Raw genomic sequence first — 15,642 nt, forward strand, 5'->3', positions numbered from 1 at the left:
CTCCACCGAGGCTCCACCGAGGTCCGGCCGCTCGGTCGCCGGCCGAGTCGGCGCGTCGGCCGTACGCGGTGATTTTTCCCTTGATGTGCTCCCGCGGTAGTGACATACCGCGCGGTATGCGGCAAGAATCTGGGGCTACTGCCAGGTAGCGCGCCGGGGCCACCCGGTCGCCCGTGCCACGCCCCCGGGAGGACGCCGTGCTGAGCACCATGCAGGACGTACCGCTGACTGTGACCCGCATCCTCGACCACGGAACGGCCGTGCACGGGAATTCGCAGGTCATCACCTGGACGGGAAACGGCGCCCCGCAGCGCCGCAGCTTCCGTGAGATCGGTGCCCGCGCCGCTCAGCTCGCCCACGCCCTGCGCGACGACCTCGGCGTGGAGGACGACGAGCGTGTGGCGACGTTCATGTGGAACAACGCCGAGCACGTCGAGGCCTACTTCGCCGTCCCCTGCATGGGCGCCGTCCTGCACACGCTCAACCTGCGGCTGCCCGCGGAACAGCTGACCTGGATCGTCGGCCACGCCGCCGACCGCGTGATCATCGTCAACGGCTCGCTGCTCGGGCTGCTCGCGCCGCTGCTCGACCGGATGACGACCGTCGAGCACGTCGTCGTCTCCGGGCCCGGCGACCGCTCCCTCCTCGACGGCGGGCGTGTCCGCGTCCACGACTACGAGGAACTCATCGAGGGCAGGGCGACCGCCTACGACTGGCCCGAGCTGGACGAACGCCGCGCCGCCGCCATGTGCTACACCTCCGGCACCACCGGCGACCCCAAGGGCGTCGTCTACTCCCACCGCTCCATCTACCTGCACTCCATGCAGGTCAACATGGCCCAGTCCATGGGTCTGACGGACGCCGACCTCAGCCTCGTCGTCGTCCCGCAGTTTCACGTGAATGCCTGGGGCCTGCCGCACGCCACCTTCATGACCGGCGTCGGCATGCTGATGCCGGACCGCTTCCTGCAACCCGCGCCGCTCGCGGAGATGATCGAGTCCGAGCGGCCCACGCACGCCGCCGCGGTGCCCACCATCTGGCAGGGCCTGCTCGCCGAGCTCACCGCCAAGCCCCGCGACGTCAGCAGCCTCACCCAGGTCACCATCGGTGGCTCGGCCTGTCCGCCCTCCCTGATGGAGGCCTTCGACACGCTCGGTATGCGCGTCTGCCACGCCTGGGGCATGACCGAGACCTCTCCCCTCGGCACGGTGGCCCGTCCGCCCGCCCATGCCCTCGGCACCCCGGAGGAGTTCGGCTACCGGCTCACCCAGGGCCGCTTCCCCGCCGGGGTCGAGGCCAGGCTCTCCGGCCCCGACGGCACCCGTCTGCCCTGGGACGGCGAGTCCGCGGGCGAGCTCGAAGTGCGCGGCAACTGGATCGCCGGTGCCTACTACGGCGGCGCCGGCGGCGAGGCCATCAGGCCCGAGGACAAGTTCAGCCCCGACGGCTGGCTGAAGACCGGTGACGTCGGCGTCATCAGCCCCGACGGCTTCCTCACCCTCACCGACCGCGCCAAGGACGTCATCAAGTCCGGCGGCGAGTGGATCTCGTCCGTCGAGCTGGAGAACGCGCTGATGTCCCACCCGGACGTCGCCGAGGCCGCGGTCGTCGCCGTCCCCGACGAGAAGTGGGGCGAGCGCCCCCTCGCCACCGTCGTCCTCAAGGAGGACGCCACCGCCGACTACGCGAGCCTCCAGGAGTTCCTCTCCACCCGCGTCGCCAAGTGGCAGCTCCCCGAGCGCTGGGCCCTCGTACCGGCCGTCCCCAAGACCAGCGTGGGCAAGTTCGACAAGAAGGTGCTGCGCAGGCAGTACGCGGAGGGCGAGCTGGACGTGACGCGACTCTGAGCTTGCCGGGTCCGCTGGTCCGCCGGGTTCTCCGGGTCCGCCGGGTCCGCCGGGTTCTCCGGGTCCGCCGGGCCCGCCGAGCCCGCCGAGCCCGTGGGTCCTCCCTCTCCTACTTGCGTAGGCGCAGCGACGTCACCCCCCAGCCCACCGCCAGGCAGCCCGCGGCCACCGCGCACACCCCGGTCCAGCCCCAGTGCGTGAACGCCGTGCCCGCGAGGGCGGAGGCCAGGGCGCCGCCCGCGAAACCGGCCACCACATAGGCGGTGTTGGCGACCGCCGGGGTGGAGGTCGTGGTCAGGGCCAGGGTCTGGTTGGCGACATGGCTCGCGACAAGCGCCGCGTGCACGAGGACCGCCGCCGCGCACAGCGCCCACAGCCGCTCGCCGCCCAGCCAGAACAGCGGCACCGACACCGCCGCGAGGCTGTACGCCGACGCCACCACCCTGCCCGCGCCGAACCGGTCCACGAGCCCGCCCGCGATCGGCGCCACCAGGCTCGCCGCGAGCCCGAAGAGGCCGAAGAGCCCGGCCGCGCCGGTCGTCATGCCGTACCCGTCGCCCTCGTTCGTGAGGAGGAGCGCGAGGGAGGTCCACAGCGCGCTCCACGCGCCGTACATTCCGCCCTGGCGTATGCAGGCCCGGCGCAGCTCCCGTGAGCCGCGCACCACGCCGGGGAGTCGGGCGAGGCCGCCGAACAGCGGGCCCGTGCGGCGGTGGGTCTCCTTGGGCAGGGCGGCCGCGGAGGCGAGACCGAGCACCGCCGTGAGCACGGCCGCGCCGAGGAAGACCCAGCGCCAGCCGAAGGCCTGCCCGGCGAGACCGCCGAGGACCCGGGCCGCCACGACGCCGGTGAAGAGCCCGGCTATGACGGCCGCGACATGGCTGGCCCGCCGGTCGGCCGGTGCGCGGGCGGCCACCAGGGGCACGAGCAGCTGCGGGACGACCGTCGCCGTGGAGGCGATCAGGACGGCGGCGGCGAGCACGGTGGTGCCGGACGCCGCCGCGCCCAGGACCAGCGCGGCCGTCGTCGCCAGGGACAGGGCCGCGACGAGCTTGCGGCGGTCGACCCGGTCGCCGAGCGGCGCGAAGAACAGCAGCCCCGCCGCGTACCCGAACTGGGCCACCGAGGCGATCCAGGCCACGCCCGACGGGGTCGAGCCGAAGTCCTCGGCGATGAGGGGGAGCAGCGGCGCGGCGACGTAGATGTTCGCCGCGGTGACCGCCGTGCAGACGGCTATGAGGACGAGGAACGCGCGCGGCGGGAGGCCTGCCGCGGGGACGGGCGGGGGTGTGCGCGCCCTCGGCCGGCCCGGTGCCGTGGGTCGGGCTCCCTCCACCGTCAGGGCGCCCGGCGGGGGCGGCGTGGCTGAAGACATGGGCGACGGGCTCCTCTGTGCGTCGGGGGGCGTGATGCAGCGTGATGCAGGCAGTACGGCAGGCAGTACGGCAGGCAGTACGGCAGTTTCGTAACCAACTGGTTGGTTGCAAGTCTGAGGCTCCGGCTCGAAGACTGTCAAGCAACCAAACGGTTGGTTAGCGGTGAAGTTCGCTTACGCTGGCCCCATGGGAGTGAGAGACCCCGAGGCCACGCGGGCCCGGATCTTCGACGCGGCGGTGGCGGAGTTCGCCCGGTTCGGCATCGCCGGCGCCCGCATCGACCGCATCGCGAGTGAGGCGAAAGCCAACAAGCAGCTCATCTACGCCTATTACGGCAACAAGGCGGAGCTCTTCGCGCAGGTCCTCGAAAAGCGGATGCTCGATCTGGCCGTCAGCGTGCCGCCGGACCCCGACGACATAGACGGCTGGATGGACCGTCTCATGGACTACCACGCCACCCACCCCGAGGTGCTGCGCCTGCTCTTCTGGGAGGGCATCGAGTACGGCGGCAGCGAGGAACTGCCGCACGAGTACGAGCGCCAGGTGCACTACGACCGGAAGGTCGCCACCTTCGAGGACGGCCAGGCGCGCGGGGTGATCACGGACGCCATCCCGGCACGGGACCTGCTGTTCATGCTGGTCGCGCTGGCCGGCTGGGCCTCCGCGGTACCGCAGATGCGGCGCATCCTCGCCGGTGCGGGGGACGAGGACAGGGCGCGCCTGCGGGCCTCGATCCGCGCGGCGGCGCGGCGCATCGCGGAGCCGTCCTCAGGCTGACTCCGGAAGCTCAGGATCCCTGGAGCGAAAGATCCCCTGAGGCTAGCTAAGGATCTCCTGAGGCTTGGGACTCCGGAGGCTTGGGACTTCTGATGCTCAGGGTCCCCTGAATCTCAGGATCCCTGAAGCTCAGGCCTCTGGAGCCACGTTCAGTTCGTACCGATCTTCGCGAGCAGGTCCACGATCCGGCTCTGCACCTCGCCGCTCGTGGACCGCTCGGCCAGGAACAGTACGGTCTCGCCCGCGGCGAGCTTCGGCAGGTCGGTCTCGTCGACGGCGGCCGTGTAGACGACCAGCGGCGTGCGGTTCAACTGGCCGTTCGCGCGTAGCCAGTCGATGATCCCGGCACGCCGACGGCGTACCTGGAGGAGATCCATGACCACCAGGTTCGGGCGCATCTGCGCGGCGAGCGTGACCGCGTCCGCGTCGCTCTCGGCCCGCGCCACCTGCATCCCGCGCCGTTCGAGCGTCGCGGTCAGGGCCAGCGCGATCTCCTCGTGCTCCTCGATGAGCAGCACGCGCGGGGGATGCTGTTCGCTGTCGCGCGGCGCGAGCGCCTTCAGGAGTACGGCCGGGTCGGCGCCGTACGCCGCCTCGCGCGACGCCTGCCCGAGTCCCGCGGTGACCAGGACGGGCACCTCGGCGGCGACCGCGGCCTGGCGCAGCGACTGAAGCGCGGTACGCGTGATCGGACCGGTCAGCGGGTCCACGAAGAGGGCCGCGGGGAACGCGGCGATCTGCGCGTCGACCTCCTCGCGCGAGTGCACGATGACGGGACGGTAGCCGCGGTCGCTGAGCGCCTGCTGGGTGGTGACGTCGGGTGCGGGCCACACCAGGAGACGGCGCGGGTTGTCCAGCGGCTCGGGCGGCAACTCGTCGTCCATGGGCTGCGGCTGCGGCCGGTTCGACACCTCCACGGCGCCTCCGGGGCCGTCGAGCAGCTCCGGCCCCTCGTCGGCGTCCTCGTCCGGAGCACCGATCGCGTAGGCACGGCCCGTGCCTTCGGTGGTCGGCGAGAGCCGGGGTTGCGGCTGCACCCTGGACTGCTGGGGCGCGGGCTGCTGGGCGGCGGGCTGTCGGGCGGCCTGCTGGGGCTGCGCCTGTGCTTGTGTCTGTGTCTGCGGCTGGGCTTGTGGGTGCGAGTTGGCCTTGGCCTGGCGCTCGTCGGCCGCGGGCTCAGGTGGCGTGGACAGCCGACGCCGACGTCCCGAGCCACCTGCCGAAGGCTGCGCCGGGGTGTGGCCCTGGTCCGGCTGGGCGCCCTGCGGCTGGGGCTGGGGCAACGGCTGTGCGTGCGGGGAGGGCTGGGCCCCCTGGGGTTGTGGCTGGGCCTTGGCCTGCGGGGTCGTGCCTGCCTGGCGCGGGTGTCCCGGCTGGGCGGCGTTGGCCTGGCGTCCGAACGGCACGCCCTGCCCGAGCGTGCGCACGCTGATGGCACGCCCCTGGGTCGAGTTCGGGTCGACGGGTGCGGCCTCGGCGGGCAGCGGCTGGGCGGCACGCGCGCGGGGGTCGCGTTCCGGGGGGAGGGCGGCGCCGGGCGGGGGCGCGGGGGTGCCCTGGGCGGGCGTGCCCCCGGCAGGCGTGCCCCCGGCGGGCGTACCGCTCGGCGAGGTGCCCTGGACCTGCTGGTTCTGAACCGGCATGCCCTGGGCGGGCGTCGACGCGTTGGGCACGGCAGTGTCGGCGGCCTGGGCCTGCCGGGCGCGTCGGCGGCCGGTGGGGTTCTGCTGCTGGGGGCCCGGAGCGGGGGTGCCTTGGGGCGGGGTGCCCTGGGCGGGAGTGCCCTGTGCGGGGGTGCCCACGGGAGTGCCTTGGGCAGGCGTGCCCTGGGCCGGGGTGCCCGGTGCGGCCACTGGACCGTGCGGCACGCCCTGTGCGTAGGGGGCGGCAGGACCGTACGGCATCGGGGCGGCCTGCGCCGGATGCGGCTCCACCGGGGTGTGGTCCTCGGTCGGGTCGTGCAGGGCGGCGGTGTGCTGCCCGGGGGCGTTCTGGCCGAGGGCGCGCTGTCCGGGGGCGTGCGTTTCGGGGGCGCGCTGTTCGGGGGTGTGTGGTTCGGGGGCGCGCTGTCCGGGCGTGTCCTGGCCGGAGGGGGCCACGGCACCAGGGGCCGCCCCGGGCGCGACGCCCGAAGCCCGCGCGGGCGCGCCCACCGGCACGCCCCCCTGCGCTCCGGAAGCCGCACCGCGCCGCGCACCGGCGACACGGGCACCCCGCGCGCCCGCAGCCGGGACACCGTGTGCCGCAGCGGCCATGCCTTCCTGGGCCTGCGCGGCGTCTTCCGGCGCGCCGCTCTGTACGGGCATACCGCTCTGTACGGGCACACCGCTCTGTACGGGCACACCGCTGTGCGTGGGGACACCGCTCTGTACGGACACACCGCTCTGCGCGGGCGCGCCACCCTGCGAGGGGACACCCCCGCGAGTACGCGCCTGAAGGCCGGCCTGCACACCGGCCGGTACGTTCACCGAGGCGCCGACCTGCGCGGCACCGGCCTGTACGGGGGTGCCATGACCGGCACCGGCCTGCGCGGCGGCGCCATGACCGGCACCAACCTGCGCGACGCCCACCTGCTCGGCCATACCGGCCGCACCACTGCCCGCCTCACGGTCGGCCTCGGCTGGCGGCAGCGCGAACACGCGCCCGCTGGTGGCCTCCTCCGCCGCGGCCCGCTCACGGGCCGCGGCCAGTGCACGCCGGGCCCGCCTGCCGCCGGGGCGCGGTGCTTCCCCGCCGACTTCCGGACCCTCTGCCTCCGGCCCGCTGGCGGGCTGCCCCGTACCCGAAGGCAACGCCAACGCCTGCTGCTCGCCACCGCGCCGGGCCCGCCGCCCGGTCGCCACGGCGATCTCCGCCGACGCGGGCCCGCCGTGCGGTCCGCCGTGCGGCGGTCCACCCTGTGTGGGCACGCCCTGGGGCGGCACGGTCTCGCCGAGGGCGGCCGCTCCGGCGGCGTGCTCGGCAGCGGTCTTCACGGCACCCTCGGCCGGACTGGGCCGCCCGCGCCGTCGACCCGTACCACCCGAAGCTCCGCCCGAGGCCCCGTCCGACATGTCACCAGGCGCGGCACCGGAACCCGGCCCGGCGGCCCCGAGAGCCCGCCTGCGCCGCCCGGTCCCACCGGAACCGTCGCCGCCCGCGCTCTCCTCGGCCTCGCCGGAAACGGCACTGTCCAGGAAGGAGTCCACGGACGACCGCCGGGCCCGTCGGCGCCCGCCGCCGATGCTGCCGGTGTCCTGCGAGGGCACCGAGGTATCCGAACCAGGAGTCTCCGTGGAACCGGAAGGAGCCGAGAAACCGGAAGAATCCGAGGAATCCGAGGAACCGGAAGGGCCAGAAGGACCAGAAGGGCCAGAGGAACCGGAAGGACCAGAGGAACCGGAAGAACCGGAAGAACCGGAAGAACCGTGGCCGGACACACCAGGGAACACACCACGGGCCACACCGTCGGACCCATCACCGGACACATCACCCATAGGCACCTCAAGGACGAACGCGCTGCCGTTCGCGCCCGGTACCTCGTGTGTCTGGAGGACGCCTCCATGGGCCTCGACGATGCCCCGGACGACGGGCCCGTGCACCGGATCGCCCCCGGAGTACGGCCCGCGCACCTCGATGCGGACGACTTCGCCGCGCTGCGCGGCGGCCACGACCACGGTCGAGTCGACGTACGCGCCCGTTCCCGCGCCCGCCCCCGCTCCCGAGCGCGTGTTGCCGGTGGCGTCGATTCCGGCGACGTCGGCGATCAGATGGGCCAGCGCGGTGGCGAGGCGGTGCGGGTCGACCACGACCTCGATCGGCGGTGCGTGCACGGCGAACTGGGCCCTGCCGGGGCCGATCAGTTCGACGGCACTGTCGACACCGGCGGCGACGACGGCGTCGAGCAGCACGGGTGTGCGCGAGAGTTGCTCGCCACCGGCTACGAGCCGCTGGTAGCCGAGGACGTTGTCGACGAGCGTCGTCATACGGGCGTAGCCGGCGGAGAGGTGGTGCAGCACCTGGTTGGCCTCGGGCCAGAGCTGGCCCGCGTCGTCGGCGGCGAGGGCGGACAGCTCGCGGCGCAGCTCGTCGAGGGGTCCGCGCAGCGACCGGTCGAGGACGGCGACGAGCTGGCTGTGGCGCGCGGCAAGGGCCTCGTACCGCGTCTGCTCCCGCTCGGCGAGCTCCTCGTGGCGGTCCTTCTCGCGCTCGGCGAGCGCGGCGTACCGCTCCTGTTCGGCCGCGAGCTGCTCCTCGCGCAGTTCGGCGGCGGCGCGCAGTTCCTCCTCGCGCCGCTCGGCGGCGGCGCGCAACTCCTCCTCGTGCTGCTCGGTGGCGATCCGCAGTTCCTCGGCGTGCCGGGCGACGGCGGCCTCGTACTTCTCGGAGAGGCTGTCGTACGGCCGCCGGTCGGTGAAGGTCATCACGGCGCCGACGAGTTGGTCGCCGTCGCGCACGGGGGCCGTCGTCAGGTCGACGGAGACCTTCTCGCCGCTCTTGGACCACAGGACCTGTCCGCGTACGCGGTGCTTGCGCCCGGAGCGCAGGGTGTCGGCGAGCGGCGAGTCCTCGTACGGGAACGGCTCGCCGTCCGCGCGGGAGTGCAGGACGAGCGGGTGCAGCTCCTGGCCGCCGAGGTCGCTGGCGCGGAAGCCGAGTATCTGGGCGGCGGCGGGGTTGACGAGGACGACGCGGCCGTCGGTGTCGGTGCCGACGACGCCCTCGGCGGCGGCGCGCAGGATCATCTCCGTCTGCCGCTGCGACCGGGCGAGTTCGGCCTCGGTGTTGAGGGTGCCCGACAGATCGCGTACGACGATCATCAGCATCTCGTCGCCGCTGTAGCCGCCGTACCCGCCGTGGCTGCCGAACCGCTCGTCGTACGCCTGCCGGCTGTCCTCGAGGTTGGAGCTGGTGACCTCGACGGGGAACTCGCTGCCGTCCGTGCGCCGGGCGATCATCCGCTTCGGCTTGGTACGTCCCTGTTCGTCCGCCGTCACCGGGCGGCGCATGGAGCCCGGGATGAGCCGGGAGTCGAACTCCGGCAGCAGATCGAGCAGTCCGCGCCCCACGAGCGCGGTGCCGGGCGCCTCGAAGGCCTCGAGCGCGATGGCGTTCGCGTTCACGACCGTCCCGTTGGCGTTGACCAGCACCAGCGCGTCCGGGAGCGCGTCGAGTATGGCTGCGAGGCGAGCAGCGCCTCGGGATGGCCTGCTGCTCACGACGACGCTTCCTCCCTGATTACTGCACCTTGCCGACCGACCGGGCCATCTTGCCTCGCGGCCCGTGACGTGTCACGGGAGGGAGTCTACGGGGAGTGGTTGTGGGCGCGACGCCGGATGAGAGGGAGGTCGCACGCAGAAGCTGTGAGGCTTCCGTAGTTCCTGGTCAGCTCCTGGTCAGTTCCTGGCCACAGAAGGACCAAGTGGCGTCCTTCACAAGAAGGGCGTGCCGGACCCACAACCTCCGTTTCCGACCCGCCAGCTGTTCTCGGGCACGATGTACGGGTTCCCGGCCCGTACGGTCTGCCGCCGGCTCAGGCGCCGTCCGCCGCGGGCAGCACCGGCACGAGGCTGTTCCACCGGGAGATCTCGCACCCGTCGGCGCGGGAGAAGACGGCGTCGATGTGGCGCCCCTGCCACTGGCCCCGGACGCGGGCGGTCTGCGGGCCGCCGTACTGCTGGGTGCACATGGTGCCGCGCGGGACCGGCTTGAACGGGTTGAGGCCGTCGGCCGCGAGCTGGTCGAGCCGGGCGCACGCGGCACCGGGTGAGGCGTGCGAGCCCCCGTTGGGGGCGCACTCCAGGGTGTACGTGCCGTCGGCGGCGCCTTCGGTCCCGTCCACGGTGATGGTCAGCCGGTGCCGACCGTGCTCACCGAACCAGCCGCTCCCCGTGACACCCGTCTTCTTCTCCAGGACGTTCTCCAGGGCGCCCGCCACCGGGGACGCCTGTGCGGTGGCGGGGCCCGCGGCGAGGGCGGCGAGGGTCGCGGCGGCGGTGAGGAAGAGGCGGCGTGACGTGAGGTGCTGCACGGGGGCTCCCCTGGGGACGCGGTGGCGGCGAGGCGCGGCACGGCCAGGCCGTCGGCGCCGGAGCCGTATCGGTCTCCGGCGCCCACCACCTATAACGCCGTCGGCCCCGACGCGTTGCGCCCTCGTTTTTGGCTTTGCCCTGCGGGCCGCACGACTAGTACCGTGGAGCCGCGATTGGTGACGCGCCCCCTGGCTGTGTCATCATCTGCACGCACCCCCGCGCTCGCGCGGATGTGCAGGTTGGGAGGCGTCGCCTAGTCCGGTCTATGGCGCCGCACTGCTAATGCGGTTTGGGTCTTAAAGCCCATCGAGGGTTCAAATCCCTCCGCCTCCGCACCACGATCCGAAGCCCCGGTCATCCGACCGGGGCTTCGGCCGTATCCGCCCCCGCCGGCTCGCCGCCGTCAGCCTCGCCCTCCCCATGGGGCCAGCCTCATGGGTCCAGCCCTGGCGGCGCGCTCGCGGCCCCGAAGGTCCCGTAGGTGGCGTGGAGTCACCCTGACGAGCGTTTGCCCAGGTCAGAGGGGTTGAGGGAATCGGATTTCGCCTCACGGCGCAGGTCATGTAATGTTGTTCTCGCAACGCCGACCGGGGCAGAAAAGCCCGGGAGGAAGAGCAACACAACAGAAAAACCAAGCACTCGTAGCTTAACGGATAGAGCATCTGACTACGGATCAGAAGGTTGCAGGTTCGAATCCTGCCGAGTGCACATATAAGCAAGAGGCCCCGGAGAGATCCGGGGCCTCTTGCGTTTCCCGGGTGTACAGCAGCGGCGTACCGCAACGCCCGTCCGACGGACGTCATGCGCTCATGGTGTGGATGAAGCCGAGGGAGGCGAGTCCTTCGGATCGGCACAGCCTGTCGGAAGCGCCGCCCACCTCTGTCTGGAGGAGCTGGTAGAAGGCGCCGTGGGTCTGGCCCCAGTACATTGCGGCCCGCCACAGGACGCGGCCCAGGCCTTTTCCCCGGGCCTCGGGCAGGACGGCGAAGTACTGGGGCAGAAGCTGCGGGCGCCCGAGCGCGTCGGGGCGTACTTCCATGGGGCCGATCGCGCCCACGATGCGGTTCTCGACGGCGGCGGTGAGAACCGGGCCGCACCTGCCGACCCGCATCTGGGTGTGGAGGAAGACCAAGCCGTCGGCGGACATGGCCGCGGCGAACGGGGCGAAGGTTCCTTGTACGGCGGCGGGCCAGCCGGTGACGGGGCGGACTGGGCCGCCGGGGTCGGGGCAGGGGCGGGCCGTGAAGTCCTTCAGCTGAATGCGGGTGCCGTGTGGGGAGCGGGTCCCGGGTCCGAGCGGGCGCACGACACGGGCGCTGGCCGCGTCGTGTACGGCGGCGAGCTTCGCGGCCAGTTCGACCGCTTCATCCAAGGCGCTGCCGTGGAACCCATAGGCGAAGACCTTGACGGTGCCGCGTCCTCGCCGGCTCAGCGTGGGGATGAGGGTGCGGTCAGGCTGGTGCACCACGTCGTCGAGGAGAACCTTCTCGTCCTTCTTGTCCTTCTCGTCGCCCCAGCGCCGGTCCTTGTCGTAGGGCAGGAAGTCCCCGGTGGCTGCCGCTCGCAGGATGTCCCCGAAAATGTCGACGGTCAGGGCGTCAGGATGAACGGGTCCGAGAGTCGGCACGATCGGCGCGGCCAGCACGGGCCGGAGCCAGTCCCAACGGAAGAGCATGACTGGCACCCTAAGGGGCGGCCGATCAGGGCTCGGGCCCCGACGCGAACGTGCCAGGGCCCAAACGCCACCGCCCGGATCGATCGGTCAGTGCGGGTTGTCGTCTCCGGCGTCGCAGGAGCACTCCGCGCTCTCCACGACATCGTCCAGGTCCGGGACGACGGTCACCGAGAGGGCGGCTACGGGCGGTGCCGCGCGGCGCGCCGAGGCCGGCGGGCCGGGCAGAAGGGTCACCAGTACGGGCGGGGTCATGAGGCGTTCTCCTTGTCTCCGTGTTGGCAGTAGTTGTGCAGCGGCGCCTTCGCTTCCTGATAGTGCTTGGCCAGGGGGCGGCAGACCCGGCAGGTACCGGACAGGGCGCAGCCCTCGCACCCGCCGGTGCGAAGCATCAGGCGGTCGGCGATGGCGCCGAGCCGGATGAGGCCATCGACGCCTTCGGCCATCAGGTCGATCTGGTCGTCCCGGCCGACCTTGCAGATCGAGACCTTGGCGTGCGGGTCGGCGTGGAAGAAGGTGTGGCCCGCGTTGCAGCCGGCGAATGGTTTGCGCTGCCGCAGGTGGGCGGTGGACTGGGCGAGCAGCGGTTCGCCGCCGCCGTAGATTGTGGGCGTCATGTTCGTGTACGCGTGGTTCTCGACATTCCAGCCCTCGGCAAGGGCGGTCATCTCGTCGGCCTCGGAGGCGTTGTCCTCGGTCACCACGACGTTGATCCGCAGAGGCAGGCCTGCCTCACGTGCGGCATCCATGCCGCGCCGGAACGCCTTCCAAGCTCCGCGGCGCTGGGTGAGCGTGTCGAAGGACTCCTCGCTCGCCCCGTACATGCTGATGACCAGTCGGTAGGGCGGGCAGTCGCGGAAGAGCTTGAGGAGGTCCGGCCGCCAGAGCAGGGAGCCGTTGGTGGAGATGGTGAGCATCATCCCGGCCTGCCAGGCGTACCGGTAGGCGCCCTGGAAGTGCGGGTCCATGGTGGGTTCGCCGCCGGTGATCTGGAGCCAGAGGACACCGGCCTCGCGCATGATGTCAAGGAGCCGTACCTTTTCCTCCCAGCTGAGCCCGGAGAAGGGCCGCTCGCCGAGGTAGCAGTGCTTGCAGCCGAAGTTGCAGCCAAGGTTGATCTCCCAGGAGGCACGGCAGTAGCCGTACGGGGACGGCTCACGCACCAACACCGTGCCCTGTACGGGTTGGCCCTTCAGGTCCATGCCCCACGCATCGGCGGCCGCCTGCACCGCCCAGGCCGGCAGAGCCTCGCCGTCGGCGTAAGCCTGCCGGATGCCCTCATAGCGGTCGGCGGGGATGCGAGCCCCAGATCTCGCGCCCGGCCTGAGAAGCAGGTGCCCGTCGAGGAACGGAGACGCGATCAGCGTGTGGGCCATCAGAGGCCTTCCTTCCAGTCATGGAACGTGACGGCATGCGTGTACTCCGAGACCGATGCAGCAGTTGATCTCGCCGAGGCCGCCGCAGGTGCCGCAGGACTTGCCGGACGAGTTGGTGCCGCTGCCGCCGCAGCTCTGCAGCTCTCGTTGCGAGGTGTGCGAGGGCGGGTACGCTCGCCGGGCCAGGGATCGGGGCGTGCGACGAGGAGCATGCTGCTGCGCGGACTCGTGATCAGCCGGTGCGCGTGATCTCCGCCAGGGTGTCTTCCCATGTGTGCCGCTCGGCGTGGTCGACGAACAGGCAGCAGCCCTCACCGTCGGGACTTGGGGCGACCGCCGGACAGTCCGGCAGCACGACCAGGTCCACGTCGGTCTTCTCCTGCCAGCGGAGCCACAGCGCGGTCCCGTACTCGCCGAGATCGTCGAGAAGGCCGTAGTGCGCTCCGCCGTGCGCGGACAACTGGCACCGCACGGCACTGTCCACGATCTGCGCGGCCAACCTCGCCCGTGCTTCCCGCGCCAGGTGTAGGGGCACCCGGCGCCAGTGTGTGCACCGCATCACGACAGCACCCACAGAGCCGACGGCGGATCGCTCCGTGCACCGTTGGCACGCGCACGGTGGGAAGCCGCCGGGGCCGGCCGAGAGCACAGGGTCGGTACCCACGTGCATCTCGCTGGCCGGCACATGTTTGGCCCCAGTCACGCGAGATCCGCTGTGTCATCCGTAGATACCGTGGCCCGCAGTGTTTCGATTCGGGTGGGTTGGCGGAGTACCTCAGGTGGGACATCCCACTCCATGCCGCCCCATGGCGGGCGGAGTTGCACGTACCGACCCTCACTGCCCATCACGATGCCCGGCTTGTCGGTACGCTCATCCACCGCGACGGTGCCGGCGGTCCGTAAGGCCGCGTTGCCGATCACTTCTGCCTCCTGCTCGCCGACGGAACGAACGGACTTCGAACCGGTGTTGCCGCATCACTCGGCAAGCAGCCGGACCCGTCCGTGCTCATGCGGAGAAGCATCAGCTCAACGAACAGGACCCAGGAACCACCGCCAAATCCCACTTCGGGACGTCCCGAGTCGGATAAAACGTCCCTAGTGCCGTCCCGACAGCCAGGGAGAAGCTCATGCAGAACGAGAGGCTGCGTGCCGCTATGGCGGCCGGAGGCTGGACGTACGCCGCCCTCGCACGGGCAGTTGAGGTCGATCCCAAGTCAGTGGAGCGCTGGGTGAACCTGGGCCGTACGCCGCGCCGTGCATCAGCCTTGGAGGCGGCCGAAGCTCTAGGAGAAGACGTGCACGCACTCTGGCCGGCGCTTCGACAGGCTCGCGCCGCCCGTGGGATCAGCCCGGAACTAATGGCCCTCTACGAACAGCGGGCGGACATCCCCGTCTCCACGTTCGTGGACTTGATGACGCAGGCCCGCGAGCGGATTGAGGTGTTGGTCTACGCGGCCGTCTTCCTGCACGAGGCCTACCCGCGGCTCAACGATCTACTGCGCGAACGAGCGGCCGATGGCTGCACCGTACGCATCGCGGTAGGCGACGCCGAAAGCTCGAACGTCCAGGCGCGAGGCCAGGAGGAGCGTTTCGGTCACGGCATCGAGTCCCGGTGCCGACTGGCCCTGATGCACTACCGCCCTCTCGTCGGGGTACCCGGCATCGAGTTGAGGACCCACGGCACGACGCTTTACAACTCCTTGTATCGCGCCGATGACCAGCTACTTGTCAACGCCCACGTCTGGGGAGCGAACGCCTACGGCGCCCCGGTATGGCATCTCCGCCGTAACGGCGAAGGCGGCATGTTCGACACCTACGGGCAGAGCTTCGACGCGGTGTGGGCGACGGCGGAGCCGGTACAGCAGGAGGAATGACCATGGCGCGAACTGAGTACTACGACGACCCGAACGCACCGAAGCCGAACAGCATGGTTGTCGCGGCCTCGGCGGTCGTCACTGACGAGCAGGGGCGCATCCTGCTCCAGCGCCGTCGGGACAACGATCTGTGGGCGCTACCGGGCGGCGGCATGGAGCTTGCCGATTCGTTGCCCGGTGCGGCGGTTCGAGAGGTCAAGGAAGAGACCGGTCTCGACGTGGAGATCACGGGTTTGGTCGGAACATATACCGATCCGAGGCATATCATCGAGTACACGGACGGTGAGGTTCGGCGACAGTTCAATGTTTGCTTCACCGCACGGGTCGTCGGCGGTCGGCTCGTGATTTCAGAGGAGTCGACCGAACTCCAATTTGTCGATTCGAAGGAAGTAGAAGAACTGCCGATGCATCATACTCAGCGACTCAGGATTCAGCACTTCCTGGAGCGTCGAGAGATCCCTTTTCTCGGCTGACCAGTGTGCCGATAATTTCCAGTCCGGCTGTGGCGTCATCTAGGTTGTGAGAGTAAGGATACCGACTCTCCTAGAAATTAGACGTCCGCGGTGATCTGGGGAAGGTTGCTCGTCTGCGCAGTGCGGGAGCGCTGTCAATATCAGGTCGATCGGCAGGTCGGAATTCTGTGCCCTGTGGCTTTCTGTGCCATCATCAGTCTCAGGCGTAAGGGTAAAAGTCTCCAGATAGTTGCCTA

Annotated in this window: 11 protein-coding genes and 2 tRNA genes; 6 read left to right on the plus strand and 7 right to left on the minus strand. The window is 71.0% G+C overall.

Going from position 1 to position 15,642, the window contains the following annotated elements:
* Positions 1-197 precede the first annotated feature (197 nt).
* Positions 198-1,847: a long-chain fatty acid--CoA ligase gene (locus GPA10_RS32550; RefSeq protein WP_058849945.1), complete on the plus strand. Its 1,650-nt coding sequence runs from the start codon at positions 198-200 to the stop codon at positions 1,845-1,847.
* A gap of 109 nt (positions 1,848-1,956) precedes the next feature.
* On the opposite strand, the gene GPA10_RS32555 is transcribed toward GPA10_RS32550, so the two are convergent.
* A complete protein-coding gene (locus GPA10_RS32555) occupies positions 1,957-3,222 on the minus strand; it encodes an MFS transporter (protein ID WP_157168595.1) in 1,266 nt (421 codons plus the stop codon).
* A gap of 187 nt (positions 3,223-3,409) precedes the next feature.
* Between GPA10_RS32555 and GPA10_RS32560 the strand changes: the two genes are divergently transcribed.
* Complete coding sequence (locus GPA10_RS32560) at positions 3,410-4,000, plus strand: TetR/AcrR family transcriptional regulator (protein ID WP_058849943.1); 591 nt, start codon at positions 3,410-3,412, stop codon at positions 3,998-4,000.
* 149 nt (positions 4,001-4,149) lie between these two features.
* Here the strand turns inward: GPA10_RS32560 and GPA10_RS32565 are convergent, their stop codons facing one another.
* Complete coding sequence (locus GPA10_RS32565; protein ID WP_343041578.1) at positions 4,150-9,198, minus strand: PAS domain-containing hybrid sensor histidine kinase/response regulator; 5,049 nt, start codon at positions 9,196-9,198, stop codon at positions 4,150-4,152.
* A gap of 314 nt (positions 9,199-9,512) precedes the next feature.
* Positions 9,513-10,010: an SSI family serine proteinase inhibitor gene (locus tag GPA10_RS43870; protein ID WP_343041579.1), complete on the minus strand. Its 498-nt coding sequence runs from the start codon at positions 10,008-10,010 to the stop codon at positions 9,513-9,515.
* 243 nt (positions 10,011-10,253) lie between these two features.
* On the opposite strand from GPA10_RS43870, the gene GPA10_RS32575 reads away from it, so the two are divergent.
* A tRNA-Ser gene (locus GPA10_RS32575) sits at positions 10,254-10,344 on the plus strand.
* Positions 10,345-10,646: 302 nt separating this feature from the next.
* Positions 10,647-10,719 (plus strand) — tRNA-Arg (locus tag GPA10_RS32580).
* A gap of 91 nt (positions 10,720-10,810) precedes the next feature.
* Here GPA10_RS32580 and GPA10_RS32585 read toward each other — a convergent pair.
* The 4 genes from GPA10_RS32585 to GPA10_RS32595 form a co-directional block, all read right to left on the minus strand.
* Entirely contained in the window at positions 10,811-11,686 is an 876-nt protein-coding gene (locus GPA10_RS32585; RefSeq protein WP_157168596.1) for a GNAT family N-acetyltransferase, read from the minus strand.
* Positions 11,687-11,773: 87 nt separating this feature from the next.
* Entirely contained in the window at positions 11,774-11,938 is a 165-nt protein-coding gene (locus GPA10_RS41915) for a hypothetical protein (protein ID WP_198351772.1), read from the minus strand.
* Positions 11,935-13,059, minus strand: coding sequence for a radical SAM protein (locus GPA10_RS32590; protein ID WP_157168597.1), 1,125 nt, complete (start codon positions 13,057-13,059; stop codon positions 11,935-11,937). The genes GPA10_RS41915 and GPA10_RS32590 overlap by 4 nt, the downstream gene beginning before the upstream one ends.
* Positions 13,060-13,291: 232 nt before the next feature.
* Positions 13,292-13,594: a hypothetical protein gene (locus tag GPA10_RS32595; RefSeq protein ID WP_343041580.1), complete on the minus strand. Its 303-nt coding sequence runs from the start codon at positions 13,592-13,594 to the stop codon at positions 13,292-13,294.
* 592 nt (positions 13,595-14,186) lie between these two features.
* Between GPA10_RS32595 and GPA10_RS32600 the strand changes: the two genes are divergently transcribed.
* Both GPA10_RS32600 and GPA10_RS32605 read left to right on the plus strand, forming a co-directional pair.
* Positions 14,187-14,933, plus strand: a complete 747-nt coding sequence (locus GPA10_RS32600; RefSeq protein WP_157168599.1) for an XRE family transcriptional regulator — start codon at positions 14,187-14,189, stop codon at positions 14,931-14,933.
* Positions 14,934-14,935: 2 nt separating this feature from the next.
* A complete protein-coding gene (locus tag GPA10_RS32605) occupies positions 14,936-15,406 on the plus strand; it encodes an NUDIX domain-containing protein (protein ID WP_157168600.1) in 471 nt (156 codons plus the stop codon).
* The last annotated feature ends 236 nt before the right edge of the window (positions 15,407-15,642 follow it).

Source organism: Streptomyces typhae (assembly GCF_009755605.1).
Taxonomy (GTDB): domain Bacteria; phylum Actinomycetota; class Actinomycetes; order Streptomycetales; family Streptomycetaceae; genus Streptomyces; species Streptomyces typhae.

Coding starts and splice junctions, on each gene's coding strand:
- GPA10_RS32555 (WP_157168595.1), bottom strand. CDS start 3,222: ATGTCTTCAGCCACGCCGCCCCCGCCGGGCGCCCTGACGGTGGAGGGA.
- GPA10_RS32560 (WP_058849943.1), top strand. CDS start 3,410: ATGGGAGTGAGAGACCCCGAGGCCACGCGGGCCCGGATCTTCGACGCG.
- GPA10_RS32585 (WP_157168596.1), bottom strand. CDS start 11,686: ATGCTCTTCCGTTGGGACTGGCTCCGGCCCGTGCTGGCCGCGCCGATC.
- GPA10_RS41915 (WP_198351772.1), bottom strand. CDS start 11,938: ATGACCCCGCCCGTACTGGTGACCCTTCTGCCCGGCCCGCCGGCCTCG.
- GPA10_RS32590 (WP_157168597.1), bottom strand. CDS start 13,059: ATGGCCCACACGCTGATCGCGTCTCCGTTCCTCGACGGGCACCTGCTT.
- GPA10_RS32600 (WP_157168599.1), top strand. CDS start 14,187: ATGCAGAACGAGAGGCTGCGTGCCGCTATGGCGGCCGGAGGCTGGACG.
- GPA10_RS32605 (WP_157168600.1), top strand. CDS start 14,936: ATGGCGCGAACTGAGTACTACGACGACCCGAACGCACCGAAGCCGAAC.